Consider the following 24517-nt stretch of genomic DNA (forward strand, 5'->3'; position numbering starts at 1 on the left):
CTGTATGAGCCTGATCGCTTCTGACCACTTCCGCATCGTTGTCGGCCTCGGCAAGAGCGGCATGTCCCTGGTGCGCTTCCTGGCGCGTCAGGGCGTGCGCTTCGCCGTGGCCGATACGCGAGCGAACCCGCCGGAGCTGAGCGCCTTGCGCGAACAGTTCCCGCAGGTGGAAGTGCGTTGCGGCGAGCTGGACGTGGAGTTCCTCTGTCGTGCCAGCGAGCTGCTGGTCAGCCCCGGCCTGCCACTCGCCACGCCGGCACTGCAGGAAGCCGCCAAGCGCGGCGTGAAGCTGTCGGGCGACATCGATCTGTTCGCCCGTTATGCCAAGGCGCCGATAATCGCCATCACCGGTTCCAACGCCAAGAGCACGGTCACCACCCTGGTCGGTGAGATGGCGGCAGCCGCCGGCAAGAAGGTCGCCGTGGGCGGCAACCTGGGCACGCCGGCGCTCGACCTGCTGGCCGATGATGTCGAGTTGTACGTGTTGGAGCTGTCCAGCTTCCAGCTGGAAACCACCGATCAGCTGAATGCCGAAGTAGCGACCTGCCTGAACATCAGCGAAGACCACATGGATCGCTACAACGGGCTGCCGGCTTATCACCTGGCCAAGCACCGGATCTTCCGTGGCGCCAAGCAGGTGGTGGTGAACCGCGATGACGCCTTGTCGCGGCCTTTGGTCGCCGATCAGCTGCCGTGCTGGAGCTTTGGCCTGGGCAAGCCGGACTTCAAGCGCTTCGGCTTGCTCGAGGAGCACGGCGAGAAGTGCCTGGCCTTCCAGTTCGAGGCGCTGTTGCCGGTGCGCGAGCTGAAAATTCGCGGCGCGCACAACCAGTCCAACGCCCTCGCGGCCCTGGCCCTGGGCCATGCCGCAGGCCTGCCGTTCGCGCCGATGTTGGAAACCCTGAAAACCTTCACCGGCCTGCCGCACCGCTGCCAGTGGGTCGGCGAGCGCAATGGCGTGAGCTACTACGACGACTCCAAGGCGACTAATGTCGGCGCCGCGCTGGCCGCCATCGACGGCCTTGGCGCGGATATCGCCGGCAAGCTGGTGCTGATCGCCGGCGGCGATGGCAAGGGCGCGGATTTCTCGGCGCTGCGCGGACCGGTGGCCAAGTTCTGCCGCGCTGTGGTGTTGCTCGGCCGCGATGCCGAGCGTTTGGCTGCGGTGCTTGACGGTGCCGCGCCGCTGGTCCGGGTCAGCAGTCTGCAGGAGGCCGTGCAGCGTTGTGCCGGACTGGCGCAGGCGGGTGATGCCGTGCTGTTGTCGCCGGCCTGCGCCAGCCTCGACATGTTCAAGAATTTCGAAGAGCGTGGCCGCCTGTTCGCCCTTGCCGTGGAGGGACTGAACTGATGATCGCGCGTCTGCTCGCCGCTCCGTCGCCCCTGCATACCCGTCGCGGTATCGATCTCGACTTCCCATTGCTGGCAGGCTGCCTGGCGCTGCTGGGGTTGGGCCTGGTGATGATCACCTCGGCGTCCACCGAAGTCGCCGCGGCGCTGACCGGTAACCCGCTCTACCACATGCTCCGCCATCTGATTTACCTGGCGTTGGGGCTGACTGCTGGCGTGGTGACCCTGCTGGTGCCGATGGCCTTCTGGCAGCGTTTTGGCGGGACTCTGTTACTGATTGCCGTCGTTCTGCTGATCATGGTGCTGTTGCCGGGGATCGGCCGTGAGGTCAATGGTGCGAATCGCTGGATCGGCTTCGGCATGTTCAACGTGCAGCCTTCCGAGTTGGCCAAGCTGTTCACCGTGTTGTTTTTGGCGGGCTACCTGGTGCGTCGGCAAACCGAGGTGCGCGAGAAACTGATCGGATTTCTCAAGCCTCTGGCGGTGCTCGCGCCCATCGCCGGCCTGCTGCTGGCCGAACCGGACTTCGGTGCGACCGTGGTGCTGGTCGGCGCCTCGATCGCCATGCTGTTCCTCGGCGGGGTCAACCTGTGGCGCTTCATCCCGCTGGCTGCCGGCGTATTGGCCGCCGGTGCCCTGGTGATGACGGGGCAGTCCTACCGTATGCAGCGCCTGACCAATTTCGTCGACCCCTGGGCCGACCAGTTCGGTGCCGGCTATCAGCTGAGTCAGGCGTTGATCGCCTTCGGTCGCGGCGAATGGTTCGGGGTGGGCCTGGGCAACAGCGTGCAGAAGCAGTTCTACCTGCCGGAAGCGCACACCGACTTCGTCTTCTCCGTGCTCGCCGAAGAGCTGGGCATGGTCGGGGCACTGACCACCGTCGCCCTGTTCGTCTTCGTCAGCGTGCGTGCCCTGTACATCGGTTTATGGGCGGAGAAGGCCAAGCAGCTGTTCTCCGCTTACGTCGCCTACGGTCTGGCCTTTCTGTGGATTGGCCAGGTGCTGATCAATATTGGGGTAAATGTCGGCCTGCTGCCGACCAAAGGTTTGACCCTGCCGTTCCTCAGTTACGGCGGCAGTTCTCTGGTGATCTGCTGCGTCAGCCTGGCGCTGCTACTGCGTATCGAGTGGGAGCGCCGCACCCAGCTGGGCAGCGAGGATACTGACTTCAAAGAAGCGGATTTCCTTGAGGGGCATGACGCCGTGGAGGTGAAGCATGCCCGGTAATGTGCTGATCATGGCCGGTGGCACCGGCGGTCATGTATTCCCGGCGCTGGCCTGTGCTCGCGAGTTCCAGGCGCGCGGCTACCGTGTGCATTGGTTGGGTACGCCGCGGGGGATCGAGAACGAATTGGTGCCAGCCGCCGGTTTGCCGTTGCATCTGATCGACGTCAGTGGTCTGCGCGGTAAAGGTAAGTTGTCCCTGCTCAAGGCTCCGTTGCAGTTGCTCAAAGCGTTGTTTCAGGCGCGCAGAGTGGTGCGTGAACTGCAACCGATATGCGTGCTCGGCATGGGCGGCTATGTCACCGGTCCCGGCGGCTTGGCCGCCAGGTTGTCTGGCGCGCCGTTGATCATTCACGAACAGAACGCCGTGGCCGGTACCGCCAACCGCAGCCTGGTGCCGTTCGCCAGCCGCGTCTGCGAAGCTTTCCCGAACACCTTCCGCGCATCGGCTAAACGCCGTACCACCGGCAATCCGGTGCGCGAGGAACTGTTCCTGGAAACTCCGCGCGATTCGCTGCTCAATCGCCGGCCGCGCCTGTTGGTGCTGGGCGGTAGCCTGGGAGCCGAGCCGCTGAATAAATTGCTGCCAGAAGCCCTGGCTGGGCTGCCGGCCGAATTGCGCCCCGAGGTGTTTCATCAGGCGGGCAAGCAGCACGACGCAATTACCGGCGAACGTTATCGCGCGGTGGGCGTCGAAGCGCAGGTCGTGCCCTTTATCAAGGATATGGCGCGTGCCTATGCCTGGGCCGATCTGGTGGTGTGCCGCGCCGGTGCCTTGACCGTCAGCGAGCTGGCCGCCGCCGGGTTGCCGTCCTTCCTGGTGCCGTTGCCCCACGCGATCGACGATCACCAGACGCAAAACGCAGGCTATCTCGCCAGCGAGGGCGCCGCTGTCCTTCTGCCGCAAGGCACCACTGACGCCGCCACGCTGGCCGCACAGTTGACCGAGGTTTTGATGCACGTCGAACGATTGAACGAAATGGCCAGCACAGCGCGGCGTCTGGCCAAGCCCGATGCCACCCGCAATGTGGTCGAGATTTGCCTGGAGGTGGCCCGTGGTTGAGAGCCAGAAAGCATTCCCGCAGCCGGAAATGCGCCGGATTCGGCGCATCCACTTCGTCGGTATTGGCGGCGCCGGTATGTGCGGCATCGCCGAGGTATTGCTGAATCTCGGCTACCAGGTGTCCGGCTCCGACCTGAAGGGCTCGGCGGTGACTGAGCGTCTGCAGAGGTTCGGTGCAGAGATTTTTATCGGTCACCGTGCCGAGAACGCTGAAAATGCCGACGTGTTGGTGGTTTCCAGTGCGGTAAACACCTCCAATCCGGAAGTGGCGAGCGCACTTGAACGGCGCATTCCCGTGGTGCCGCGGGCCGAGATGCTCGCCGAACTGATGCGCTATCGCCACGGCATCGCGGTGGCCGGCACTCACGGCAAGACCACCACCACCAGCCTGCTGGCCTCGGTGTTCGCCGCCGGTGGCCTGGACCCGACCTTCGTGATTGGCGGTCGTCTGAATGCCGCCGGCACCAATGCTCAGCTCGGCACCAGCCGCTACCTGATTGCCGAGGCCGACGAGAGCGACGCCAGTTTCCTGCATCTGCAGCCCATGGTCGCGGTCGTCACCAATATCGACATGGACCACATGAGCACCTACGAGGGTGACTTCAACCGGTTGAAGAAAACCTTCGTCGAGTTCCTGCATAACCTGCCGTTCTACGGCCTGGCGGTGGTCTGCGTGGACGATCCGGTGGTGCGCGAGATTCTGCCGCAGGTAGCGCGCCCGATCATGACGTACGGGTTCGACGAAGGCGCGGATGTACGGGCGATCAACGTGCGCCAGCAGGGCATGCTGACCCATTTCACCGTGTTGCGCCGCGACCGCGAGCCGCTCGACGTATCGGTCAACATGCCGGGCAACCACAACGTACTGAACGCCCTGGCGACCATCGCCATCGCCACCGACGAAGGCATCAGCGATGAGGCCATTGTTCAGGGCTTGTCCGGCTTTCAGGGCGTGGGTCGACGTTTTCAAGTCTACGGCGAACTGCCGGTGGACGGCGGCAGCGTGATGCTGGTCGACGACTACGGTCACCACCCGCGCGAAGTCGCCGCGGTGATCAAGGCCGTACGCGGTGGTTGGCCGGAGCGGCGCCTGGTGATGGTGTACCAGCCGCATCGTTTCAGCCGTACCCGCGACCTCTACGACGACTTCGTCCAGGTGCTGGGGGAAACCAATGTGCTGCTGCTGATGGAGGTCTATCCGGCCGGCGAAGAGCCGATTCCCGGGGCGGACAGTCGGCAGCTGTGCCACAGCATTCGCCAGCGCGGCCAGCTCGACCCGATTTACATCGAGCGAGGTGTCGAACTGGCACCGCTGATCAAGCCGCTGCTGCGGGCCGGCGACATCCTGCTCTGCCAGGGCGCCGGAGATATTGGCGGCCTCGCGCCCCAGCTGTTGCAGAGTCCCTTATTCGCTGCGGTCACAGGTGAGTCGAAATGAGTGCCGATAGTTTGCAATCCAAGGTTCCGGTCACGGCCTTCGGCCGCGTGGCGGTGCTGTTCGGCGGCAAGAGCGCCGAGCGCGAGGTCTCGCTGAAGTCCGGCAATGCCGTGCTGCAAGCCCTGCAAGGCGCTGGCGTGGATGCCTTCGGTATCGATGTCGGCGATGATTTCCTGCAGCGCCTGCTCGACGAAAAAATCGACCGCGCCTTTATCGTCCTGCATGGCCGCGGTGGTGAAGACGGCAGCATGCAAGGGCTGCTGGAGTGCGCCGGGATTCCCTATACCGGCAGCGGCATTCTGGCGTCTGCCTTGGCCATGGACAAATTGCGCACCAAGCAGGTCTGGCAGAGTCTGGGCCTGCCGACACCGCGTCATGCGGTATTGGCCAGTGCCGAGGATTGCCGTGCCGCTGCGGCCGAGCTGGGCTTCCCGCTGATCGTCAAACCCGCGCATGAAGGCTCAAGCATCGGCATGGCCAAGGTAGCCGATGTCGAGGCGTTGATCGCCGCCTGGCAAAACGCCGGCCAGTACGATGCGCAGGTGCTGGTCGAGCAATGGATTCACGGCCCCGAGTTCACCATCGCCACCCTGCGTGGCCAGGTGCTGCCGCCGATCGCCCTGGGCACGCCGCACAGTTTCTACGACTACGACGCCAAGTACCTGGCCAATGACACCCAGTACCGCATTCCCTGCGGCCTCGACGCTGCCAAGGAAGAGGAGCTGAAGACCCTGTCCGCGCGCGCCTGTGAGGCCGTGGGCAGCCAGGGCTGGGCGCGGGTCGACGTGATGCAGGATGACCAGGGGCAGTTCTGGCTGCTGGAGGTCAACACCGTGCCGGGCATGACCGACCACAGCCTGGTGCCGATGGCCGCAGCGGCTGCCGGCCTGGACTTTCAACAACTGGTGTTGGCGATCCTCGCCGACAGTCTCGAGGCTCGGGGTTAAGCCATGGGCGCCATCCTTCGTCATCAGCCAGGTTCTGCGCGCACGCCGTTGCGCGGCAAACCTGTGCCGCGCGGCGCCAGCCGCATGGTGGCCAAGGAACCAATCGGCGTGCGCTTGCCCAGGCCGAATTTCGACCTGCTAAAACGCATTACCTGGCCATTGCTGTTGGTCGTGCTGGGCGTTGGCGCTTATGAGTTGGCGCAGCGTCTGCTGCCTTACGCCGACCGGCCAATCACCAAGATCAGCGTCGAGGGCGACCTCAGCTACATCAGTCAGCAGGCCGTGCAACAGCGTATTGCGCCTTTCGTCACGGCGAGTTTTTTCAGTGTCGACCTGCAGGGCATGCGCGGTGAGCTGGAGCAAATGCCTTGGATCGCCACGGCCAACGTGCGCCGGGTGTGGCCGGATCAGGTTTTGGTGCACCTGGAGGAGCAACTGCCGATCGCCCGCTGGGGCGATGAGGCATTACTGAACAACCAGGGCCAGGCGTTCGCGCCGAGAGAGCTGGCGCATTACGAACACTTGCCGCAGTTGTATGGCCCAAAACGCGCACAACAGCAGGTGATGCAGCAATACCAGGTGCTGAGCCAGATGCTCCGGCCGTTAGGGTTCTCCGTGGCACGCCTGGAACTGCGTGAGCGCGGCAGCTGGTTTCTCTCTACCGGTCAGGGCATCGAGCTGTTGTTGGGGCGCGATCATCTGGTGGAGAAGATGCGCCGCTTCATCGCCATCTACGACAAGGTGCTGAAAGCGCAACAAACGAATATCGCGCGGATCGATCTGCGCTACGCCAACGGCCTGGCCGTGGCGTGGCGCGAGCCGGTTGCGCCTACGGCGGCCGATAGCGTCGTCGTGCAGTGAATCAGGAGAAGGCGAGAGACATGGCAAACGTGCAGAGCGGCAAGATGATCGTCGGTCTCGACATTGGCACCTCCAAGGTGGTGGCGCTGGTGGGCGAGGTGACGGCCGATGGTCAGTTGGAAATCGTCGGCATCGGCACCCATCCGTCACGCGGCCTGAAGAAGGGCGTGGTGGTGAATATCGAATCCACCGTGCAGTCGATTCAGCGCGCCGTGGAAGAGGCGCAGTTGATGGCCGGTTGCCGCATCCATTCGGCCTTTGTCGGCTTGGCGGGCAACCACATCCGCAGCCTGAACTCGCACGGTATCGTCGCCATTCGTGACCGCGAAGTCAGTCCGGCCGACCTGGAGCGCGTACTGGATGCCGCTCAGGCGGTGGCTATTCCGGCGGATCAGCGGGTCTTGCACACCCTGCCGCAGGACTACGTGATTGATAACCAGGAAGGCGTGCGCGAGCCGCTGGGCATGTCCGGCGTGCGTCTGGAAGCCAAAGTGCATGTGGTGACCTGCGCGGTGAACGCGGCGCAGAACGTCGAGAAGTGCGTGCGTCGCTGTGGTCTGGAGATCGACGACATCATCCTCGAGCAGCTGGCGTCGGCCTACGCGGTGCTCACCGAAGATGAGAAAGAACTGGGCGTGTGCCTGGTCGACATCGGCGGCGGCACCACCGACATCTGCATCTTTACCGAGGGGGCGATTCGCCACACCGCGGTGATTCCGATTGCGGGCGATCAGGTCACCAACGACATTGCCATGGCGCTGCGAACGCCGACCCAGTATGCCGAAGAGATCAAGATTCGCTACGCCTGCGCCCTGGCCAAGCTGGCCGGTGCCGGCGAGACCATCAAGGTGCCCAGCGTCGGCGACCGTCCGCCGCGTGACCTGTCCCGGCAATCGCTAGCCGAAGTGGTCGAGCCGCGCTACGACGAGCTGTTCACCCTGATTCAGGCTGAGCTGCGGCGCAGCGGCTATGAGGACCTGATCCCGGCCGGGATCGTGCTCACCGGCGGTACCGCGAAGATGGAAGGCGCTGTCGAACTGGCAGAGGAAATCTTTCACATGCCAGTGCGTCTCGGTTTCCCCCACAGCGTCAAGGGGCTGGCCGATGTGGTGCGCAACCCTATCTATTCCACAGGCGTGGGCCTGTTGCTGTACGGGCTGCAAAAGCAGGCCGACGGCGTCTCCATGTCTGGCATCGGCAGTTACAACGATGAACCCATTACACCGGTATTCGAGCGCCTGAAACGCTGGGTACAGGGCAATTTCTGATGTTAAACGGCGTGTGCAGTAGGCGTTACAACTAGAAAGGAAGGAGAGGGAAAATGTTCGAACTCGTAGACAGCGCTCCGCTTAGTGCGGTTATCAAGGTCATAGGTGTCGGTGGTGGCGGCGGTAACGCCGTCAATCACATGGCTTCCAGCAACATCGAAGGCGTCGAGTTCATCTGCGCCAACACCGATGCGCAGGCACTGAAAAACATCGGTGCGCGCACCGTGCTGCAACTCGGCCCTGGTGTGACCAAGGGGCTGGGTGCCGGTGCCAACCCGGAAGTCGGTCGTCAGGCCGCCATGGAGGACCGCGAGCGTATCGCCGAAGTATTGCAGGGCTGCGATATGGTCTTCATCACCACGGGCATGGGTGGGGGGACCGGTACCGGTGCCGCGCCGGTGATCGCCCAGGTGGCCAAGGAAATGGGTATTCTCACCGTTGCGGTGGTGACCCGTCCGTTCCCGTTCGAAGGTCGTAAGCGCATGCAAATCGCCGACGAGGGCATTCGTGCGCTGTCGGAAAGCGTCGATTCGTTGATCACTATCCCTAACGAAAAACTGCTGACCATCCTCGGTAAAGACGCCAGCTTGCTGTCGGCTTTCGCCAAGGCCGACGATGTGCTGGCCGGTGCCGTCCGCGGTATCTCCGACATCATCAAGCGTCCAGGGATGATCAACGTCGACTTCGCCGACGTGAAAACCGTGATGAGCGAAATGGGTATGGCGATGATGGGTACCGGCTGCGCCAGCGGTCCGAATCGCGCCCGTGAAGCCACCGAAGCGGCAATTCGCAACCCGTTGCTGGAAGACGTCAACCTGCAAGGCGCGCGCGGCATCCTGGTGAACATCACCGCCGGTCCTGACCTGTCCCTGGGTGAATACTCCGACGTGGGTAGCATCATCGAGCAGTTCGCCTCCGAGCACGCCACGGTCAAAGTGGGAACCGTGATCGATCCGGATATGCGTGAAGAGTTGCACGTGACCGTGGTTGCCACTGGTCTGGGCGCGCGCATTGAAAAGCCGGTCAAAGTGGTCGATAACACCATGCAGGTCACGGCTGCTTCGTCGGCCTCGGCTGCTCCAGCAGCCCCTGCGCGCAGCGAGCAGAGTGTCAACTACAAGGACTACGAACGGCCCACGGTCCAGCGCCAGAGCCACTCCGGTGCAGCTACTGCGGCCAAACTGAACGCGCACGATGACCTGGACTACCTGGACATCCCAGCGTTCTTGCGTCGTCAAGCCGATTGATGGAGTGTATCAGGAGCATGGAATCGATTGGTGTTCAGCAAGGGCCGGTTCTGCTATTATCGCCGGCCATTGTTGAAAACAATTCGCAACTAGCGCTATAGCGGCCAAGCCATGATCAGACAACGCACCCTGAAGAACATTATCCGCGCCACTGGCGTCGGCCTGCATTCCGGGGAGAAGGTATACCTGACCCTGAAGCCGGCACCTGTGGACACCGGTATCGTGTTCCGTCGTACCGACCTTGATCCCGTGGTGGAAATTCCCGCGCGGGCGTGCAATGTCGGTGAAACCACCATGTCGACCACTTTGGTCAATGGTGACGTCAAGGTGGATACGGTAGAGCACCTGCTTTCGGCCATGGCTGGCCTGGGCATCGATAACGCCTACGTCGAACTCTCCGCATCCGAAGTACCGATCATGGATGGCAGTGCCGGTCCTTTTGTATTCCTGATTCAATCTGCTGGTTTGCAAGAGCAGGAAGCCCATAAGAAGTTCATCCGCATCATCCGCGAAGTCACGGTTGAAGAGGGCGACAAGCGCGCCACCTTCGTGCCTTTCGAGGGGTTCAAGGTGAGCTTCGAGATCGATTTCGATCACCCGGTTTTCCGCAATCGTACCCAGTCGGCCAGCGTGGATTTTTCCAGCACCTCTTTTGTCAAGGAGGTCAGCCGGGCGCGTACCTTCGGTTTCATGCGTGACATCGAGTTCCTCCGTTCGCAGAACCTGGCGCTCGGCGGCAGCGTGGACAACGCCATCGTGGTGGATGAGTACCGTGTATTGAACGAAGACGGCCTGCGTTACGAGGACGAGTTCGTCAAACACAAGATTCTCGATGCCATCGGCGATCTCTACCTGCTCGGTAACAGCCTGATTGGTGAGTTCCGTGGCTTCAAGTCAGGGCATGCATTGAACAACCTTCTGCTGCGCACCTTGATCGAGCAGCCGGATGCTTGGGAAATGGTCACCTTCGACGATGCCAAGACTGCCCCCATTTCATATATGCGCCCGGTTGCGGCCGTGTAAGCAAGACTCTCTTCCTTTCTGATTCGAGGCCACCCTGGGGTGGCCTCTTTTTTTTGGAGACTGGCTTTGACCGCACGGAAGACCCGGGTCAGGTTATTCGCTGGGTTTGCCGTGTTTGGCCAGACGCTCCAGGGCGGCACGTAATTTAGGGTCGCGGACCCCGTCGGCAGTGGCCTGGATGTTCTCGGCAGCGCTACTGGACAAGTGCATAGTGCGACCGACTGCACGCCTTTCGGCGGTCGGCGGTTGCACCTTGAAGAGGATTTTCGCTAAGGTCGCGAACTCTTCGAGTGCTTGCAGCTGTCTGAGCAGGCGCCGCTGTTGATAACGTAGACGGGTGGCCCAGTGGCCATCGGTCACGATAAGAAGCAGGCAGCCCTCACGCCAGGACGCGACATGGCAGTGTTCGCGGGCCGCAGGTTGCAGCTGGCTTTCCAGCAAGCGTTGCAGGTGATCGAGGCGTTGCGCCTGATTGAATAACGCTTTCAAGGGCTTCGCTTCGCGCAGCAGCGCGGCGGGTGCTCGGGCCGGCAAGGGACGAAACGTCATGGCAGGACGCCTGAAATTGTGGAGCCGCCATGGTAGCAGAAACCCTGCTGCCAACTTGGGCTCCACCGTAAAGGGGAAGCCATGCACATCATTTTACTCAGTCGGCGTCACGGCGCCGCACGTTCACTCAGCCTGGATTTACGTTGGCTGTTGCTGGTGCTGGTCGTGCTGATCGGCGCGATGCTGGCGACGGGGGCGGCGTTTGGTGCCTGGTGGGCGCCGCCATCGCTCAGCGAACAGGACAATGCGCAACTGACCCAGGCGCTGGATCAGCAGCGTGCAGAGGTCGGCGCGGCACGCAACGATGCGCAGCGTCAACTGGATGCCTTCGCCGTGCATGTTGCCGAGTTGCAGGCGCGCCTGACGCGTCTGGATGCACTGGGCGAGCGGCTGACCGAGCTGGCCGAGCTGGATTCCAGTGAATTCGATTTTTCCTTGAGTGTGGGGCAGGGCGGCCTGGAAGAGCCGCTCGATGCCGCCGCCTATGCGCCGCCATCGTTTCTCAGCAGTCTGGATGAGTTGGCGTTGCGGGTAGACAGCCGTGAGCAGCAGCTCGAAGTGCTGGAAGACCTGCTGGCCGAACGCCGCCTCAACGAAGCCGAGTATTTGGCGGGGCGCCCGGTCTTACAGGGTTATATCTCCTCTCCTTTCGGCCGGCGTACCGATCCTTTGCGTGGTCGTTTGAGTATGCACAAAGGCGTGGATTTCGCCGCCAAGGCCGGCAGCCCTGTGGTGGCTGTGGCTGCCGGTGTGGTGACCGCTTCGGGGCGTCGTTCCGGCTACGGTAATACGGTGGAGGTCAGTCATGCGGACGGCTATGTCACGCTGTATGCGCATAACCAGCGCAATCTAGTGCAGGTCGGCGACCTGGTGCAGCGCGGCCAAACCATCGCCAAGGTGGGCAGTACCGGGCGCTCTACCGGTTACCACGTGCACTTCGAAGTTACCTTGAATGGTCGTGTGGTCAATCCCGCCAGCTACATCGCGCGCGTCAGCGGCGTCGAATAACGCCGCTTTCTTCATCCTCGTTTCCGGGTAGAATGCCCCCTTCGCACGCAGCCATGAGGGCTGCATGGGCGACTCACGGGGCCGCCCTCCATCCATACGCGTGGGAAGATCCTGTCGATATGTTTGCGCCTTTGTTGAAAAAACTCTTTGGAAGCAAGAACGAGCGTGAGGTCAAGCGCATGCTCAAGGCGGTTCAGGCCGTCAATGCCTTCGAGGAGCAGATGCTTGCGCTCTCGGATGAGCAACTGCGCGCCAAAACTGACGAATTCAAGGCCCGCCTGGGCAAAGGAGAAACCCTCGACGCGCTGCTGTCGGAAGCCTTTGCCGTGGCCCGTGAAGCGGGCAAGCGCGTACTCGGCATGCGTCACTTCGACGTCCAGCTGATCGGTGGCATCACCTTGCATGAAGGCATGATCGCCGAGATGCGTACCGGTGAAGGTAAAACCCTGGTGGCGACTCTGGCGGTGTACCTCAATGCGTTGTCCGGCAAGGGCGTGCATGTGGTCACGGTCAACGACTACCTGGCCCGTCGCGACGCCAACTGGATGCGTCCGCTGTATGAGTTTCTCGGTCTGTCGGTCGGTATCGTCACGCCCTTCATGCCGCCGGAAGAGAAGCGCGCGGCCTATGCCGCCGACATCACCTACGGCACCAACAACGAATTCGGCTTCGATTACCTGCGCGACAACATGGCCTTCAGCCTGGAGGACAAGTTCCAGCGCGAGCTGAACTTCGCGGTGATCGACGAAGTCGACTCGATCCTCATCGATGAGGCGCGCACGCCGCTGATCATCTCCGGTCAGGCCGAGGACAGCTCCAAGCTGTATATCGAGATCAACAAGCTGATCCCTCGCCTCAAGCAGCACATCGAGGAAGAGGAAGGCGTGGTCACTCAGGAAGGCCATTACTCGGTCGATGAGAAGACCCGTCAGGTCGAGCTGAATGAGGCGGGCCACCAGTTCGTCGAAGAGCTGCTGACTCAGGTGGGTTTGCTGGCCGAGGGCGAGAGCCTGTACTCCGCGCACAACCTGGGACTGCTGACCCATGTGTATTCCGCCCTGCGTGCGCACAAGCTGTTCCAGCGCAACGTCGAATACATCGTGCAGAACGATCAGGTCATCCTGGTCGACGAGCACACCGGTCGGACCATGCCGGGGCGGCGTCTTTCGGAAGGCCTGCACCAGGCGATCGAAGCCAAAGAAGGTCTGAGTATTCAGGCCGAGAGTCAGACGCTGGCCTCGACCACCTTCCAGAACTACTTCCGCCTGTATAACAAGCTGTCCGGCATGACCGGCACCGCCGACACCGAGGCCTTCGAGTTCCATCAGATCTACGGTCTGGCGGTGATGGTCATCCCGACCAACCGGCCGTTGGCGCGTAAGGATTTCAACGACCTGGTCTACCTGACCCAGGAAGAGAAGTACGCCGCGATCATCACCGATATCAAGGAATGCCAGGCCCAAGGTCGGCCGATTCTGGTCGGTACGGCGACCATCGAAACCTCCGAATACGTTTCGCGGCTGTTGGAAAAAGAAGGCATCGAGCACAAGGTGCTCAACGCCAAGTTCCATGAAAAAGAAGCCGAGATCATTGCCCAAGCCGGCCGCCCTGGCGCGCTGACCATCGCCACCAACATGGCCGGTCGCGGTACCGACATCCTCCTGGGTGGTAACTGGGAAGTCGAAGTGGCGGCGTTGGAAAGTCCAACCGACGAACAGGTGGCTCAGGTCAAGGCCGACTGGCAGAAACGTCACCAGCAGGTAATCGAAGCCGGCGGCCTGCACGTGATTGCCTCCGAACGGCATGAGTCGCGGCGTATCGATAACCAGCTGCGCGGCCGCTCCGGTCGTCAGGGCGACCCGGGCTCCAGCCGCTTCTACCTGTCGCTGGAAGACAGCCTGATGCGCATCTTCGCCTCCGATCGGGTGAAGAACTTCATGAAGGCCCTGGGCATGCAAGCGGGCGAAGCGATCGAGCACCGCATGGTGACCAACGCCATCGAGAAGGCCCAGCGTAAGGTCGAAGGGCGTAACTTCGACATGCGTAAGCAACTGCTCGAATTCGATGACGTGTCCAACGAACAGCGCAAGGTGATCTATCACATGCGCAATACCCTGCTGGCGGCCGACGATATTGGCGAGACCATCGTCGACTTCCGTCAGGAGGTGCTGGACGGCACCATCAATGAACACATCGCGCCGCAGTCGCTGCCCGAACAGTGGGATATTGCCGGTCTGGAAGCCGCGCTGTTCAGCAGCTTCAGCCTGAAGTTGCCGATCCAGCAGTGGCTCGACGATGACCACAAGCTTTATGAAGAAACCTTGCGCGAGCGGATTCTGCAAGAGCTGATCGCGGCCTACAACGAGAAGGAAGAGCTGGCCAGCGCCGAAGCCTTGCGCACCTTCGAGAAGCAGATTCTGCTGCGCGTGCTCGACGACCTGTGGAAGGACCACCTGTCGACCATGGATCACCTGCGCCACGGCATTCACCTGCGTGGTTATGCGCAGAAGAATCCCAAGCAGGAATACAAGCGCGAGTCCTTCACCCTGTTCCAGGAGCTGCTCAACTCGATCAAGCGTGACACCATCCGCGTGCTGTGCCACGTCCAGGTACGCCGCGAAGACCCGATTGAGGAAGAGGCGCGTCTGCGCCAGGAAGCCGAAGCGATGGCGCAGCGCATGCAGTTCCAGCATGCCGAGGCCTCGGCGCTGGATCGGCCTGCCGACACCGCCGAAGAGGGTGATGTGGCGGTCGCCGCGGCGCCGGTGCGTAGCGAGCAGAAGACGGGGCGCAACGAGCCTTGCCCCTGTGGTTCCGGCAAGAAGTACAAGCACTGCCACGGTCAGATCAGCTGATCGGGCGAGCCGTACAGTAGTACGGGCATGGGGTTTGGCTATGCTTGACCCTGCCGGGATGACGCCGCGAACGGTTTAACCGCTCGCGGCGTTTTACCATCGGTTTTGCCATCGAGTGCACACACCAGGCGATACGACGTTTTATTACTTCAAGGAGCGTTTCTTATGGCTGTTGGTCTTGGCCCGCTGTCTACCCTGCACCCGGTTCCAGGTTTTGAACTGGGCATCGCTTCGGCCGGCATCAAGCGCCCAGGGCGCAAGGATGTGGTGGTGATGCGCTGCGCCGAGGGCTCCAGTGTCGCCGGCGTGTTCACCCTCAATGCCTTCTGCGCGGCCCCGGTGATTCTGGCCAAGAAGCGCGTGCAGGGCCCCGTGCGCTACCTGTTGACCAACACCGGCAATGCCAATGCCGGCACCGGCGAGCCTGGCCTGCAGGATGCTTCCCGCACCTGCGCGGCGCTGGCCCAGTTGGCGGGTGTCGAGGAAAGCACGGTGTTGCCGTTTTCCACTGGGGTAATCGGTGAGCCGTTACCGGTGGAGAAGATCGAGGGCGCGTTGCAGGCCGCGCTGGACGATTTGTCGGAGAAGCATTGGGCCGAGGCCGCCGTGGGCATCATGACCACCGACACCTTGCCCAAGGGCGCCAGCCGTCAGTTCGTGCATGACGGCGTCACGGTGACCGTCACCGGCATCAGCAAGGGCGCGGGGATGATCAAGCCGAACATGGCGACCATGCTCGGCTATATCGCCACCGACGCCAAGGTCGCTCAAGGCGTGCTGCGCGATCTGCTGCGCGATGCGGCGAACAAGTCGTTCAACCGCATCACCATCGACGGCGACACCTCGACCAACGACTGCTGCATGCTGATCGCCACCGGTAAGGCGGCGTTGCCGGAAATCACCCAGGCCAGCGGGGCGTTGTTTGCCGCGCTCAAGCAGGCGGTGTTCGAGGTGTGCATGGAAGTGGCCCAGGCCATCGTGCGCGACGGCGAGGGCGCGACCAAGTTCGTCACCGTGCAGGTCAATGGCGGGGCGACTCACCAGGAGTGCCTGGACGTCGGTTATGCCGTGGCTCATTCGCCGCTGATCAAGACCGCGCTGTTCGCCTCCGACCCGAACTGGGGACGGATTCTCGCGGCGGTCGGGCGTGCCGGGGTGGCGCAACTGGACGTGAGCAAGATCGATGTGTTCCTCGGCGAGGTGTGCATCGCCAGTCGCGGCTGCCGCGCGGCCAGCTATACCGAGGCGCAGGGTTCGGCGGTGATGGCCGAAGCGGAAATCACCATCCGCATCGAGTTGGGCCGCGGCAGCTGCAGCGAAACCATCTGGACCACCGACCTGTCCCACGAGTATGTGAAGATCAACGCCGAGTACCGCACCTGATCGGGGTGTATGCGTTGTAACGCTGTCGCTATTCCCGTTGCTCATGGGCCCATGAACAACGGGAATTTGCTATTCGCAGGGCCGCCTTTTACCGTCGACTGAGCTGTCCTCACTGGTTAACGCACGGAGCGACCCCATGTCCCTGAATCTGATCATCGGCAACAAGCGCTATTCCTCCTGGTCGCTGCGCGCGGCCTTGGCCTTGGAGCTGAGCGGCGCGCCTTATACGGAACAGCTGATTGCGCTCGATCGCGCGGATACCCAGGCGCGTATCCGTGAGCACTCACCGACCGGCAAGGTACCGTTGCTGAAAACCGAGGAGGGGCCGGTGTGGGACTCCCTGGCGATCGGTGAATACCTCGCCGAGCGCTTCCCCGAGGCCCACCTCTGGCCACGCGGTCAGTACGCCCGCGCGCTGGCCCGTAGCGTGTGTGCGGAAATGCACAGCGGCTTCGTTGCGTTGCGTACGCACCTGCCGATGGACCTCAAGCGCGATCAGGCGCTGGCCGAGGTGCCGGACGACGCCCTGGCCGACATTCGGCGAGTCTGCGCGCTGTGGGCCGAATGCCGTGAGCGCTTCGGCCAGGACGGCCCGTTTCTGTTCGGCCATGCCAGCCTGGCGGACGCCTATTTTGCGCCGGCGGCTGCGCGGTTGCGCAGTTACCAGGTCGATTTGCCCGAGGTCGCGGCGGCCTATGTGGCCACCGTCTATCAGTGGCCGGCGTTTCAGCGTTGGTATCAGGCAGCTCTCAAGGAGCAGCTAGGGTGAAACGCGTGCATGTGGCTGCGGCGGTGATTCGTGGCGCGGACGGACGCATCCTGATCGCCAAGCGGGCGGATGCTAGCCATCAGGGCGGCCTCTGGGAGTTTCCCGGCGGCAAGGTGGAAAACGGCGAGGCGATTGAGGCGGCCCTGGCTCGGGAGCTGCAGGAAGAGCTGGGCATTCATCCGACAGCGGCGCGGCCGTTGATCCAGGTGCGTCACGACTACCCGGACAAGCAGGTGCTGCTGGACGTCTGGGAGGTCTCGGCGTTCGCTGGCCAAGCGCATGGCGCAGAAGGGCAACCGCTGGCCTGGGTCAATCCGCGGCAGTTGGGCGACTATGAGTTTCCGGCCGCCAATCGCCCCATCGTTGCCGCCGCGCGCTTGCCCGAGCGCTACCTGATCACCCCGGATGGACTGGGGCCAGCAGAATTATTGCGCGGTATCCAGCGTGCGCTGGACAGCGGCATCGCTCTGCTGCAATTGCGCGCCCCGGCGATGTTCGACCCGCAGTACCGTGACCTGGCGCTGGATGCCGTGGGGCTGTGCGCTGGACGTGCGCAGCTGATGCTCAAGGGGCCGCTGGAATGGTTGAGCGACTTTCCCGCCGCTGGCTGGCACCTGACGGCCCAACAGCTGCGCGAACTGGCAGATAGCGGACGGCCGTTAGCGGCCGAGCGCTGGCTGGCGGCGTCTTGTCACTCGGCTGAAGAACTGGCGCTGGCGGCGCAGTTGGGGGTGGATTTCGTCACCCTGTCGCCGCTGCAAGCGACGCCCACTCACCCGCAGGCACAACCACTCGGCTGGACCCGTGCGAGCGAATTGTTGCAGGGCTTCAAGCAACCGGCGTATCTGCTCGGCGGCGTGGGCCCGACCGAGCTTGAGCGGGCGTGGCAGATCGGGGCGCAGGGGGTGGCGGGGATTCGCGCGTTCTGGCCGGACTAATCAGTCGTGACTTGACCGTGATGAGCCTGGGGAAGGTATATTGCACGCCCTGAAACGGTGCAAAGACAGGCGGGCGTGAGCGGTGAATAGTTTTAAGGGCTGGTTGCAGGGTTTCTGGCCGGCCCCGATGACCATCAGTCGAGGCGAGCAGGGCTTGAGTTGTGTCGGGGCCTTGCTCGGTTTGTTGTTCACCGGCTGGTTTTGTCGCCAGGCCATGGGCGGTGCCAGCCTCTGGCTGGTCGCGCCGATGGGCGCGTCCGCTGTCTTGCTGTTTGCCGTGCCTTCCAGTCCGCTGGCACAGCCCTGGTCGGTGGTCGGAGGCAGTTTGCTCGCCGCCTTGGTGGGAGTGAGCTGCGCCAAGTGGCTGGGGCATTCCGGGCTGGCGGCTGCCGTCGCCGGTGCTGTAGCGATTGCCGCGATGTTTGCCCTGCGTTGCCTGCATCCACCGGGTGGGGCCATCGCCTTGACCGCCGTATTGGGCGGCGAGGAAGTGACGCGGCTCGGTTATCACTTCGTGCTGTACCCGGTCGCCCTGAATGTCCTGGGCTTGTTGCTGATAGCCCTGCTGTTCAATAACGCACTCAGACGCCGCTACCCGCACCGTCCGGTTGAACATGGCAACGTGCATAAGACCGCCGACCCGATCCCGCGTGACCGCCTGGGCTTTACCCCCGAGGACCTGGATGCGGTGCTCAATGCGCGCGGCGAACTGCTGGATATCGCCCGTGGCGACCTGGAAGAGATTTTGCGGCAAACCGAGGAGCGGGCCTATCGACGGCGTTTCGGCGAGACGCGCTGTGTCGACATCATGTCCAAGGACGTGCTGAGCCTGGCCCCGGACGCCACTGTCGGCGCGGCCCTGAAGCAGATGCATGGACACCGGCTGAGTGCCATGCCGGTGGTCGATCCGCAGCGCACGCTGCACGGCATGCTCTATCTGCATGACGCGATGCAGCTTGGGCCCGAGGCCGAGCAGGTACAGGTCGGGCAACTGATGCAGCGCAAGGTGCCGAGCTGTCGGCCGGACTGGCCCATTACCTACCTGATACAGCTGTTGTCCGATGGCAGCGTGCATAAAGTGCCGGTACTGGATGAGCATGGCGTGCTGTTGGGCATCGTCACCCAGACCGACCTGGTGGCTGCACTGTTTCGGGTGTCCCTGGAAACCCACCCGGGTAGAGTCGCCGCGCAGGCTGTTTGATCCGTTTGATCCGTTTAGTCGCGCGGTTGCTTGCTTGGCTTAGCCTGCCGCACCCTCGCTCGCGGATAGCGCGGCGACAGTGTCATGGTCGCTTTGCGCGGCGCGATAGAGCACCAGTCGATAGGCACCCAGCGAGATCACCCAGCAAAATAGTGCGGTCCACAGGTTGTGGGAGAAAAAGTGCGCGCCTTGCAGCATCCGTCCAACCGAAAAGGTGGTGCCTAACGCCAGGGCAAACCAGAGCGCGGCCTTGGCGGTGCGCGGGCGCCGATCACGCAGCACGAAGAACAGCGCGAACAGCGCGAAGCCTGCGGCGGCATGGCCGCCCGGCCAGCAACGTCCTGGCTCGGCGGTAGGCGCACGCGCGCTGAGCAGCGGCGTGTAAGTCTCCTCGCCGCCAAACTGGCTCAGGCTCCATGGGCAGTGCACCCCGGTGAGGGCCTTCAGGGGCGTGACGATACTGGTGGTCAGGCCCATCGCCAGCACCAGGTAGCCGAAGGGGCGGCGCCAGTGCTGGAGCTTCTTGCTCAGCAGGCTCAGTACGAACCCGACTATGGCCAGTACGCCAATGACGATCACCGCCTGTTTGGCGCGGTCATGCAGGATGTCTTCGAGAAACGCACTGTGCCGGCCGATAAAGCCGCTCTGCTGGTCGTAGGCCCAGTTGGCGATGGTGAAATCCAGGGTCGTCGGGTCTGCCAGCAGGAGCAATAGCATCACGCCAAGCGGAATGCCGAAGCCCAAATAGAAGTTGAACGGCCGCGAGGCGGCTGGTGATTCGGTGTGCATGGTGCTGTTCCTTTGGCTAAGCCCCGCGCGGACAGGGCGCAAGATGACTAGGATTGCTCGAAAGCGGCGGTGGTCAGCAGATCGCTCGCCGGCACGCTCTACGCGTGGCTGATAGCGAGCGCATTATCGTGGCGTCGCGTGGCCTTGCGCGGGCCGAGCAGCAGGTGCAGGGCCAGCGGCGACGCGGCGTAGAGGGGAAAGCCCGGGTCCTGCCACAGGCCAATGGCATCAGCCGGGATAGGCTCGCTGCCATTGGCGCGGACAGTCGCCAGGTACGCGAGCAGCACGCCCGCGTGAGTCATGCAGAACACTGCCAGCCAGGCTGGAAAAAACAGTGAAAGGTAGCGAAGCTGAGCAAAGTGGAGCGGCGACATCGTATGATCCAGCTCGGGTGAGTGCGCCGCAGTCTGTTGGTGTGGGCGTGAGCCGTACGTAAAAACAGCGTGAAAAAAACGTCAAAGTTGCAACCAGCCGTGGTCTGAAGGGGTAGCCGAACATGCGTATTCTTGTGGTGGAAGACAACCGGGACATTCTCGCCAATGTCCTCGACTACCTGTCTCTGAAGGGCTACAGCGTCGACTGTGCGCAGGATGGGTTGAGCGGTCTGCACCTGGCAGCGACCGAACATTACGACCTGATAGTGCTGGATATCATGCTGCCGGGCATGGACGGTTATCAGTTGTGCAAACGTCTGCGCGAGGATGCTCGACGCGATACGCCGATCATCATGTTGACCGCCCGCGACGCGCTGGATGATCGTCTGCAAGGATTGAACGCCGGGGCCGACGATTACTTGCTCAAGCCATTCGCGCTGTCCGAGCTGGTGGCGCGCATCGAGGCTGTCCTGCGGCGCAGCCTGGGCAGTCGTAAGCGCCAGCTGCAGGTCGGCGAGCTGCTTTACGACCTCGATACCCTGCATGTCAGCCGCGCGGGCCAAGCGCTCAAGCTCAATCCGCTGGGGCTCAAACTGCTCGCGGTGTTGATGCAGAAAAGCCCCGCGGTAATCCGCCGTGAAGCACTGGAAGAGGCCTTGTGGGGCGACGATTGCCCGGACAGCGATAGCTTGCGCAGCCACATCCACCAACTGCGCCAGGTGCTGGACAAACCGTTCGCCAAGCCGCTGCTGCATACCGTGCACGGTATCGGCTATCGCCTGGCGGAGTCCGTCGATGGACTTTAAGCAGCCGCTACGCTGGCGCATCGTCATCGCCTTCGTGCTGATGACCCTGGCCGTCAGCGGGGTACTCTCCTTGAGTATCGTTGCCAGCGTGCATTTCGTTGAGGAACACCTGGTCTCCCAGGAGTTGGATCGCGAGCTGAGCAACGTGATCCATGAGGACCTGCAGCGCGGCCAGCGTCCCAGGGTGGACTCCAGCACCCGGTTCTTCGCCTCGCAGCTGGCCGAGTATGCGGTGCCGCAGCAGTTTGCCCAAGTCAGAAACGGGTTTTCCGAGGTGGTCGAGGGCGATCAGGCGTTCTACGCCTTCAAGCGCACTGAGAACGGCCAGGTGTTTATGCTGGTGCAAGAGCAGCATGAATTCGAGGCGCGTGAGCGGGTGCTGTTCGATGTCGTACTGGCCGGCTTTTTACTGAGTGTGGTGGCTGCCTGGGGGCTCGGCTGGTTGCTGGCACGGCGAGTGATGGCGCCGGTGATCCGCCTGGCCAGTCAGGTGCGTCATCGCGATCAGCTGCATGCCCTGGCGCCGGCCCTGGCGCCGGATTATCCGGATGATGAAGTCGGCCACCTGGCGGGCGCCTTCGACGGTACGCTGGGCCAGCTACGGCAAACCCTGGAGCGTGAGCGGCTGTTCACCAGTGACGTCAGTCACGAGCTGCGTACCCCGCTGATGATCATCGCCAGCTCCTGCGAGCTGCTGGCCGAAGCACAGGGCCTTGGGCCACGGCCGCGCGAGCAGGTGCAACGCATCAGGCGTGCGGCGGAAGAAATGAGTGAGCTGGTGCAGACCTTTCTGATGCTGGCCCGCGCCAAGCCGGAAGAGTCGAGGCAGGGCGGCAGCGCCTCTCTGGCCGAGGTGGCGGACGAGCAGAGCAGGCGCTGGGCGCCGCTGATCGAGGAGAAAGGCCTGCAGTTCCAGCTGATCGAGCAGGGCGCCGATAGTGCGCAGTACAACCTCACGTTTTTGCGCACGGTCATGTCCAACTTGCTGCGTAATGCCCTGCATTACACCGAGCAGGGGGGCGTACGGCTGATTCTCGAGACCGGTGGCTTTCGTGTGGAAGACAGTGGTGTCGGTATTCCCCTGGATCAGCACGAACAGATGTTTCAGCCCTTCGTCCGGGGCGCCGAGGAGCGTGGTGAGGGGTTGGGCTTAGGCCTGTCCCTGGTCAAGCGGATCTGCACCCATCAGGGGTGGGCGGTGCGGGTCAGTGACCTGCCACCGCAGGGCAGTCGCTTCGAGGTCAGTTTGCAGGGCTGAGTTCACGTATTTTTCACATGCTTTTGACAGTGGCTTTATGGGCGCGACGATAGCCTGACGACCATGGATTCCCTATCGGAGCAGGTTGTAATGTCGACCAACAAGCCCATTGAGCTTGAGTTTTCGCGCAAATATGACCGCGAGCATGCCCAGCAGTATTTGCACAAGCATCAGGACGGTTTGGCGCGGCGGTTGTCCCATTGGCGTGACGTGCAGCTGGCCCGACGGGCTCTGAAACGGGCAGGCGAGCCCAATCTGGTGCTTGACCTGCCCTGCGGCGCCGGGCGTTTCTGGCCGCTGTTGGCCGAACGGCCGAACCGGGTGATCCTCGCCGCGGACAATTCGCGCGACATGCTGACCATTGCCATGACCAGGCAACCTGCGGATGTCGTGGCCCGGGTGAAGACGTTCCAAACCTCGGCCTTCGCTATCGACCTGACGGAAAATGCGGTCGACAGCATCTTCTGCATGCGTCTGCTGCACCATATCGCCGATCCCGAATATCGCCTGGCCATGCTGCGCGAGTTTTACCGGGTGACGCGCGATACGCTGATTGTGTCCTTGTGGGTCGACGGCAATTTCAAGGCCTGGAAACGTCGGCGCCTGGAGGCCCGGCGGGCAGCCGCGAGGGGCGCGGCGGAGAACCAGAACCGCTTCATCATTGCTAGGGACGTCATCGAAACCGAGTTCAAACAGGTGGGTTTCGAGATTCTCAGTCGCCACGATTTTTTGCCGGGTTACGCTATGTGGCGGGTCTATGTACTGCGCAAGAGAGGTTGAACATGGGCAGTCTGATCGCGGCAAGGCAGGGCGAGCACAGCCCGACGACGTTCGAGCGCTGGTGGCAAACCCGGGGCGAGTGGGTCGAGGCACCTAATCAACGTCGTGCGGGCGAGAGCGGTGTGCAGAGGGTGCGCGATAAAAACCACAAGCTGCTGTATATCAAGCGCCAGGTCGGGCATCTCTATCGCTCCTGGCGCCACCCCTTGGGACGACCCACGGTGTTGCGTGAGCTGCATGCGCTGCAGGCCCTGAGCAAGCTCGGTATCCGCGTCCCGCACCTGGTTTATTGCGGTGCGCAAAAGGAGGCCGGGCAATGGCGGGCACTGTTGGTCACCGAAGCACTGGAGGGGTTCGTCAATCTGGATCAGTGGTATGCCAGCGGCGAGCCGCAACGCGATGGCGGTGAGCTCAATCGGGATATGTTGCAACAGCTGTCGATCATGCTCAGTCGCCTGCATCGGGCCGCCTGGCAGCATGGTTGCCTGTACTCCAAGCACATCTTTATCAAGCGCCACCAGACAGCGGACGGCGACTGGGCTGAGGTGGCGTTGCTCGATTTGGAGAAGAGTCGTCGTCGGCTGCTCACTGCCACGGCATCGCAGCAGGACTTGCAGCAGTTGTATCGCCACAAAGGGGCGATGCCCGAGGGCGACTGGCAATTGTTGATAAACGCGTACAACTGTTATATCCGGGCCGTGGAGCCATACCGCCATGATGAACTCTGAACCACTGACCATGCCGCTTGAGGCTAGCGCGTTAAAAGGTAAAAGCGGTTGGCGACGCATCCTCAATGCTGCCAGTTACTCGTGGGCGGGCCTGCAGGCTGCGTTTCGTGGCGAGGCGGCCTTTCGTCAGCTGGTGGCGTTGAACATGCTGCTGGTTCCGCTGGCGTTCAGTCTGGATGTCAGCCGGGCCGAGCGCGCGCTAATGATCGCGGTCTGCCTGCTGGCGCTGATTGTCGAACTGCTCAACTCGGCGATCGAAGCCACGGTCGACCGTATTTCGCTGGCGCTGCACCCGTTGTCGAAGCAGGCGAAGGATCAGGGCAGTGCGGCACAGCTGGTCGCGTTGCTGTTGATTGGCCTGGTCTGGGCGGTGATTCTGCTCTAGGGTCTGTTGCCGTTTCATTGCGAGCCGCGTTGCCGCGAGAAATGGCCCCCGATTAGGCGCAGGACGCAGGTAATGGTCATTCCCTTGCCAAGTCCTGCAACAACAGCGGGGGCCATTTCCCGCGCAACCCGAAGGGCCGGGCCTGTTTTTGCGCGATGCGGCGTTTCTCGTCGCTCATTTGGAACAACCAAACCGCGCTCCTCGTGCCTTGCCTCGCGCAAAAACAGGCTACGGCGCGGCCGCGAATGAAACGGCAACAGACCCTAGCTGCGA

At 62.6% G+C, this 24517-nt stretch carries 23 protein-coding genes; 20 read left to right on the forward strand and 3 right to left on the reverse strand.

What is annotated here, in order from left to right:
• The first annotated feature begins 4 nt into the window (after positions 1-4).
• From murD to lpxC, 9 genes are all read left to right on the forward strand, one after another.
• Positions 5-1351 (forward strand): UDP-N-acetylmuramoyl-L-alanine--D-glutamate ligase, encoded by a 1347-nt coding sequence (gene murD, locus FBY03_RS16110; protein ID WP_147173378.1) that lies wholly within the window; start codon positions 5-7, stop codon positions 1349-1351.
• Positions 1351-2577 (forward strand): putative lipid II flippase FtsW, encoded by a 1227-nt coding sequence (gene ftsW / locus FBY03_RS16115; RefSeq protein ID WP_147173379.1) that lies wholly within the window; start codon positions 1351-1353, stop codon positions 2575-2577. The genes murD and ftsW overlap by 1 nt, the downstream gene beginning before the upstream one ends.
• Positions 2567-3637, forward strand: a complete 1071-nt coding sequence (gene murG, locus FBY03_RS16120; protein WP_147173380.1) for an undecaprenyldiphospho-muramoylpentapeptide beta-N-acetylglucosaminyltransferase — start codon at positions 2567-2569, stop codon at positions 3635-3637. Before ftsW ends, murG begins: the two co-directional genes overlap by 11 nt.
• A 28-nt stretch (positions 3638-3665) precedes the next feature.
• Positions 3666-5075: a UDP-N-acetylmuramate--L-alanine ligase gene (murC, locus tag FBY03_RS16125; protein WP_178090677.1), complete on the forward strand. Its 1410-nt coding sequence runs from the start codon at positions 3666-3668 to the stop codon at positions 5073-5075.
• Positions 5072-6022 carry a D-alanine--D-alanine ligase gene (locus FBY03_RS16130; RefSeq protein WP_147173382.1) on the forward strand — a complete coding sequence of 317 codons (951 nt, stop codon included), beginning with the start codon at positions 5072-5074 and terminating at the stop codon, positions 6020-6022. Before murC ends, FBY03_RS16130 begins: the two co-directional genes overlap by 4 nt.
• Positions 6023-6025: 3 nt before the next feature.
• Entirely contained in the window at positions 6026-6883 is an 858-nt protein-coding gene (locus tag FBY03_RS16135) for a cell division protein FtsQ/DivIB (protein ID WP_147173383.1), read from the forward strand.
• Between the two features lie 20 nt (positions 6884-6903).
• Positions 6904-8151, forward strand: a complete 1248-nt coding sequence (ftsA, locus tag FBY03_RS16140) for a cell division protein FtsA (protein ID WP_147173384.1) — start codon at positions 6904-6906, stop codon at positions 8149-8151.
• 53 nt (positions 8152-8204) lie between these two features.
• A complete protein-coding gene (ftsZ, locus tag FBY03_RS16145; protein WP_147173385.1) occupies positions 8205-9398 on the forward strand; it encodes a cell division protein FtsZ in 1194 nt (397 codons plus the stop codon).
• 111 nt (positions 9399-9509) lie between these two features.
• Positions 9510-10421 (forward strand): UDP-3-O-acyl-N-acetylglucosamine deacetylase, encoded by a 912-nt coding sequence (lpxC, locus tag FBY03_RS16150; RefSeq protein WP_147173386.1) that lies wholly within the window; start codon positions 9510-9512, stop codon positions 10419-10421.
• 93 nt (positions 10422-10514) lie between these two features.
• Here the strand turns inward: lpxC and FBY03_RS16155 are convergent, their stop codons facing one another.
• The gene (locus FBY03_RS16155) at positions 10515-10970 is read right to left on the reverse strand and encodes a DciA family protein (protein ID WP_147173387.1); all 456 of its coding nucleotides are present in this window, start codon (positions 10968-10970) and stop codon (positions 10515-10517) included.
• An 81-nt stretch (positions 10971-11051) separates the two neighbouring features.
• Between FBY03_RS16155 and FBY03_RS16160 the strand changes: the two genes are divergently transcribed.
• The 6 genes from FBY03_RS16160 to FBY03_RS16185 all read left to right on the forward strand — a co-directional run bounded on the left by FBY03_RS16160 (position 11052) and on the right by FBY03_RS16185 (position 19124).
• Positions 11052-11978, forward strand: coding sequence for a M23 family metallopeptidase (locus FBY03_RS16160; protein ID WP_147173388.1), 927 nt, complete (start codon positions 11052-11054; stop codon positions 11976-11978).
• Positions 11979-12097: 119 nt separating this feature from the next.
• Positions 12098-14833 (forward strand): preprotein translocase subunit SecA, encoded by a 2736-nt coding sequence (secA, locus tag FBY03_RS16165; protein ID WP_147173389.1) that lies wholly within the window; start codon positions 12098-12100, stop codon positions 14831-14833.
• A 165-nt stretch (positions 14834-14998) separates the two neighbouring features.
• Positions 14999-16216 carry a bifunctional glutamate N-acetyltransferase/amino-acid acetyltransferase ArgJ gene (gene argJ / locus FBY03_RS16170; protein ID WP_147173390.1) on the forward strand — a complete coding sequence of 406 codons (1218 nt, stop codon included), beginning with the start codon at positions 14999-15001 and terminating at the stop codon, positions 16214-16216.
• A gap of 136 nt (positions 16217-16352) precedes the next feature.
• On the forward strand, positions 16353-16985 hold the full coding sequence (locus tag FBY03_RS16175; RefSeq protein WP_147173391.1) for a glutathione S-transferase family protein: 633 nt from the start codon (positions 16353-16355) through the stop codon (positions 16983-16985).
• Entirely contained in the window at positions 16982-17923 is a 942-nt protein-coding gene (locus FBY03_RS16180; RefSeq protein WP_147173392.1) for a Nudix family hydrolase, read from the forward strand. The genes FBY03_RS16175 and FBY03_RS16180 overlap by 4 nt, the downstream gene beginning before the upstream one ends.
• An 82-nt stretch (positions 17924-18005) precedes the next feature.
• Positions 18006-19124 (forward strand): HPP family protein, encoded by a 1119-nt coding sequence (locus FBY03_RS16185; protein WP_218570789.1) that lies wholly within the window; start codon positions 18006-18008, stop codon positions 19122-19124.
• Between the two features lie 39 nt (positions 19125-19163).
• Here the strand turns inward: FBY03_RS16185 and FBY03_RS16190 are convergent, their stop codons facing one another.
• Together FBY03_RS16190 and FBY03_RS16195 are read right to left on the reverse strand one after the other, a co-directional pair.
• Positions 19164-19913 (reverse strand): phosphatase PAP2 family protein, encoded by a 750-nt coding sequence (locus FBY03_RS16190; RefSeq protein WP_147173393.1) that lies wholly within the window; start codon positions 19911-19913, stop codon positions 19164-19166.
• 98 nt (positions 19914-20011) lie between these two features.
• A complete protein-coding gene (locus tag FBY03_RS16195; RefSeq protein ID WP_147173394.1) occupies positions 20012-20287 on the reverse strand; it encodes a hypothetical protein in 276 nt (91 codons plus the stop codon).
• Positions 20288-20409: 122 nt separating this feature from the next.
• Here FBY03_RS16195 and FBY03_RS16200 point away from each other — a divergent pair, with 122 nt between their 5' ends.
• The 5 genes from FBY03_RS16200 to FBY03_RS16220 all read left to right on the forward strand — a co-directional run bounded on the left by FBY03_RS16200 (position 20410) and on the right by FBY03_RS16220 (position 24244).
• A complete protein-coding gene (locus FBY03_RS16200) occupies positions 20410-21093 on the forward strand; it encodes a response regulator transcription factor (protein WP_147173395.1) in 684 nt (227 codons plus the stop codon).
• A complete protein-coding gene (locus tag FBY03_RS16205) occupies positions 21083-22351 on the forward strand; it encodes a HAMP domain-containing sensor histidine kinase (RefSeq protein WP_147173396.1) in 1269 nt (422 codons plus the stop codon). Before FBY03_RS16200 ends, FBY03_RS16205 begins: the two co-directional genes overlap by 11 nt.
• Positions 22352-22441: 90 nt before the next feature.
• Positions 22442-23131 carry a class I SAM-dependent methyltransferase gene (locus FBY03_RS16210; protein WP_147173397.1) on the forward strand — a complete coding sequence of 230 codons (690 nt, stop codon included), beginning with the start codon at positions 22442-22444 and terminating at the stop codon, positions 23129-23131.
• A gap of 2 nt (positions 23132-23133) precedes the next feature.
• Entirely contained in the window at positions 23134-23859 is a 726-nt protein-coding gene (locus FBY03_RS16215; protein ID WP_371920784.1) for a lipopolysaccharide kinase InaA family protein, read from the forward strand.
• Entirely contained in the window at positions 23849-24244 is a 396-nt protein-coding gene (locus tag FBY03_RS16220; protein ID WP_371920787.1) for a diacylglycerol kinase, read from the forward strand. The genes FBY03_RS16215 and FBY03_RS16220 overlap by 11 nt, the downstream gene beginning before the upstream one ends.
• Positions 24245-24517 lie beyond the last annotated feature (273 nt).

This window comes from Pseudomonas sp. SJZ079, from assembly GCF_007993865.1.
Taxonomy (GTDB): domain Bacteria; phylum Pseudomonadota; class Gammaproteobacteria; order Pseudomonadales; family Pseudomonadaceae; genus Aquipseudomonas.

Excerpts from the sequence above, each read along its gene's own strand:
- FBY03_RS16190 (WP_147173393.1), bottom strand. The coding sequence starts at position 19,913 with ATGCACACCGAATCACCAGCCGCCTCGCGGCCGTTCAACTTCTATTTG.
- secA (WP_147173389.1), top strand. The coding sequence starts at position 12,098 with ATGTTTGCGCCTTTGTTGAAAAAACTCTTTGGAAGCAAGAACGAGCGT.
- murG (WP_147173380.1), top strand. The coding sequence starts at position 2,567 with ATGCCCGGTAATGTGCTGATCATGGCCGGTGGCACCGGCGGTCATGTA.
- ftsZ (WP_147173385.1), top strand. The coding sequence starts at position 8,205 with ATGTTCGAACTCGTAGACAGCGCTCCGCTTAGTGCGGTTATCAAGGTC.
- argJ (WP_147173390.1), top strand. The coding sequence starts at position 14,999 with ATGGCTGTTGGTCTTGGCCCGCTGTCTACCCTGCACCCGGTTCCAGGT.
- FBY03_RS16200 (WP_147173395.1), top strand. The coding sequence starts at position 20,410 with ATGCGTATTCTTGTGGTGGAAGACAACCGGGACATTCTCGCCAATGTC.
- FBY03_RS16130 (WP_147173382.1), top strand. The coding sequence starts at position 5,072 with ATGAGTGCCGATAGTTTGCAATCCAAGGTTCCGGTCACGGCCTTCGGC.
- FBY03_RS16195 (WP_147173394.1), bottom strand. The coding sequence starts at position 20,287 with ATGTCGCCGCTCCACTTTGCTCAGCTTCGCTACCTTTCACTGTTTTTT.
- FBY03_RS16220 (WP_371920787.1), top strand. The coding sequence starts at position 23,849 with ATGAACTCTGAACCACTGACCATGCCGCTTGAGGCTAGCGCGTTAAAA.
- FBY03_RS16205 (WP_147173396.1), top strand. The coding sequence starts at position 21,083 with ATGGACTTTAAGCAGCCGCTACGCTGGCGCATCGTCATCGCCTTCGTG.
- FBY03_RS16215 (WP_371920784.1), top strand. The coding sequence starts at position 23,134 with ATGGGCAGTCTGATCGCGGCAAGGCAGGGCGAGCACAGCCCGACGACG.
- FBY03_RS16210 (WP_147173397.1), top strand. The coding sequence starts at position 22,442 with ATGTCGACCAACAAGCCCATTGAGCTTGAGTTTTCGCGCAAATATGAC.
- FBY03_RS16155 (WP_147173387.1), bottom strand. The coding sequence starts at position 10,970 with ATGACGTTTCGTCCCTTGCCGGCCCGAGCACCCGCCGCGCTGCTGCGC.
- FBY03_RS16135 (WP_147173383.1), top strand. The coding sequence starts at position 6,026 with ATGGGCGCCATCCTTCGTCATCAGCCAGGTTCTGCGCGCACGCCGTTG.
- murD (WP_147173378.1), top strand. The coding sequence starts at position 5 with ATGAGCCTGATCGCTTCTGACCACTTCCGCATCGTTGTCGGCCTCGGC.
- ftsW (WP_147173379.1), top strand. The coding sequence starts at position 1,351 with ATGATCGCGCGTCTGCTCGCCGCTCCGTCGCCCCTGCATACCCGTCGC.
- ftsA (WP_147173384.1), top strand. The coding sequence starts at position 6,904 with ATGGCAAACGTGCAGAGCGGCAAGATGATCGTCGGTCTCGACATTGGC.
- FBY03_RS16160 (WP_147173388.1), top strand. The coding sequence starts at position 11,052 with ATGCACATCATTTTACTCAGTCGGCGTCACGGCGCCGCACGTTCACTC.
- FBY03_RS16175 (WP_147173391.1), top strand. The coding sequence starts at position 16,353 with ATGTCCCTGAATCTGATCATCGGCAACAAGCGCTATTCCTCCTGGTCG.
- murC (WP_178090677.1), top strand. The coding sequence starts at position 3,666 with ATGCGCCGGATTCGGCGCATCCACTTCGTCGGTATTGGCGGCGCCGGT.
- lpxC (WP_147173386.1), top strand. The coding sequence starts at position 9,510 with ATGATCAGACAACGCACCCTGAAGAACATTATCCGCGCCACTGGCGTC.